Genomic DNA, 2,488 nt, shown 5'->3' with positions numbered 1-2,488 from the left:
ACACGGAAGTTAAGCTCTCTAGCGCCGATGGTAGTTGGGACCTTGTCCCTGTGAGAGTAGGACGTCGCCAAGCAAAACCTAAGTCGTTTCGACTTAGGTTATTTTGTGTTTATTTTTATTTACCTTTAGTCATCTTACAGAGGGGAAAGAATGAAATAGAGACTATTTTAAATGAATTTTGAACGATATTCTCGTAAAGGGTTATAAAATAATACGTTTAAATATTAGTTTAAGGTAAGAATTACCTTCTTATATAATTAAGTTGTAGAATGACTAGAAATATATGAAAACGTTATGTGAAAAATAACTATTCAGTTGTTTTTCACATAACGTTTTTTCATTTTTAAAGGATTTCGCATAAGAAAAAATCTATAATTAAGATAGTTAACATATATTTTTGATGGGTGTGGGGGATTATGAAAGAAATATGCATGTTATTAGTGGCTGTTATATTATGGGGGACAGCCATTGCACCAACAAAGTGGGCGCTAGAATCTATGCAGCCATTTACTTTGTTATTTATTCGCCTTTTCTTCGCGGGTGGAATCTGTTTACTATTCTCATTTAAACAACTAAAAAGATCGGTTGTACATAAACAAGTGCCGTGGAAAAGAATGAGTTTACTATCTTTTACTGGTGTAGCTGGTTACTTTATGTTCACATCCTACGGTATTTCTTTAACAAGTGGATTGCATGTTAGTATTATTGATGCTGCTTTACCTTTAGTTACAATTCTGTTTTCTGCATTCTTTTTGAAAGAAAAAATTCAGGTTAATTATTGGATCGGTATTGCATTGGGGGTTGTCGGAGTGCTTCTTATTACAATTCCAACTAGTAATGTCGATCAGGAAGTATCTTTAATAGGAGATATCCTTATTTTATTAAGCACCTTCTTATTTGCTATCTATACAGTATTGTTGAAAAGACCAAAACAAGAACAGTATCTATCAAACAAGGTTTTTACAACACTAACTTTAATTATTGGAGCTGTTATTCTATTACCATTTGCAACGGTAGAAACTTTTTATTACGGTTTTCCAAAGGTTGAAACATGGAAGGCTGGACTAAGTGTAATATACCTTGTTATCGGGGCAACAATTTTAGCGTATTGGTTTTGGAATAGAGCACTAGAGACAGTCTCAGCATCAGTAAGTGGATTATATTTAAATGCATTACCGTTAATAAGTATTGTTGCCTCAATTGTTTTATTAAATGAGGCTTTAACTTGGAAGATAGTAATAGGAGGATGTTTAGTTTTAATAGGGGTAGGATGGGCAGATAGACAGAAGATAAGTAAGTTATTAAAGAAGAATAACTTGAATAGTAAGGAATGCTAAGTAACATATTGTATATAGTTTAAATATAAAAAAACACCTAATATATTAGGTGTTTTTTTATATTTGGCAAAGATAATAGATTGAAATCAGTATAGGTATTCTCTACTATATTTATACGTATTGAAATCATTTTGAAATATTGTTTGAACGAGTTGTATACATTCGGTATCATAAAAACTTTCGAAAGTAGGGTAGCGAGGAAATAAAGGGTCAGTAATATCGGCTTCGCTAAAATTCCCTTTATAAATCATGGCGGGAGTTTGATGATGCCATGATGTTGAGAACTCGTTTATTGGTGCGGTTTTTAATTCGAAACGCTTTTCTAATGCCTTCATTTCCTGATCAAAGTTTTCTAAGTATATATAATTGGTTACATATTTTTCTTCATCAGCTATATATTGTTGTGTAAAATGCGGGTTAATATCATTTCCTTGACCATCATTAATAAATAGATAGTATAGAAATTGTTTAAATGAGAGGCCCTTGGAGGAATTTTCATCTTGATATAGAAACTTGCGGATGGGCTTCCATTCGGGATTCTCTATATAGGGAGGTGCGATTAAGGATACGAAAGAGCTCACTGCTCGTCTATAAGGGTTACGAACAAGTTTAAAAGTTTCTTTTTGTTTTTCTCGTAATGCTATACCTAGTCGTACACTATAGGCAGGTGTACTTTTGTATATATCATATTCATAATTATGAATGAAAGGACTATAATTTAGAGCTGTCTGTAATAAGTTAATCTGGTAAAAGAACCACTTGGCAAGAGAAGTACAACCACTTTTTTGGCTCCAAAATAGAATGATAGGAAAATTCTTATGATAATGTGGAGTTCTTGAATGGGCATTGATGATATGTAATAAGGGAGGATCGAACAATCTCTACACTCCTTTCAGGTATTTTAATTATATGTATGAAAAATAAAGAGGAATATGAGTAGATGTTTCATCTTTTCTAAAAAAGTGAAAGATTAATATTGACTATTATTGAATAGGGGTGTAATATAGAACAAGTCGCCGATGACAATAACGTCGAAAGCGGCAAACGAAATGAAAAACTTAGTTGACATTAACTAACGAAGATGTTAACATAAGGAAGTCGCAAATGAGCGACCAAGTAGTTCTTTGAAAACTGAACGAAACAAACAACGT

3 protein-coding genes are annotated in these 2,488 nt (G+C 32.6%); 2 read left to right on the top strand and 1 reads right to left on the bottom strand.

Annotation, left to right across the window (positions count from 1 at the left end; translation table 11 throughout):
- Together AC2CGR_RS28125 and AC2CGR_RS28120 are read left to right on the top strand one after the other, a co-directional pair.
- The coding region (locus AC2CGR_RS28125; RefSeq protein ID WP_484481377.1) for a hypothetical protein at nt 1–182 on the top strand (182 nt) is incomplete at its 5' end.
- 222 nt (nt 183–404) lie between these two features.
- Nucleotides 405–1,337 carry a DMT family transporter gene (locus tag AC2CGR_RS28120; protein ID WP_270184588.1) on the top strand — a complete coding sequence of 311 codons (933 nt, stop codon included), beginning with the start codon at nt 405–407 and terminating at the stop codon, nt 1,335–1,337.
- An 86-nt stretch (nt 1,338–1,423) separates the two neighbouring features.
- On the opposite strand, the gene AC2CGR_RS28115 is transcribed toward AC2CGR_RS28120, so the two are convergent.
- Nucleotides 1,424–2,215 carry a sulfotransferase family 2 domain-containing protein gene (locus tag AC2CGR_RS28115; RefSeq protein ID WP_087963830.1) on the bottom strand — a complete coding sequence of 264 codons (792 nt, stop codon included), beginning with the start codon at nt 2,213–2,215 and terminating at the stop codon, nt 1,424–1,426.
- Nucleotides 2,216–2,488 lie beyond the last annotated feature (273 nt).

The organism is Bacillus sp. LSHTCR4, from assembly GCF_057197025.1.
The sequence above is the reverse complement of the archived record's forward strand: the minus strand, read 5'-3'. Positions and strand labels throughout refer to the sequence as shown.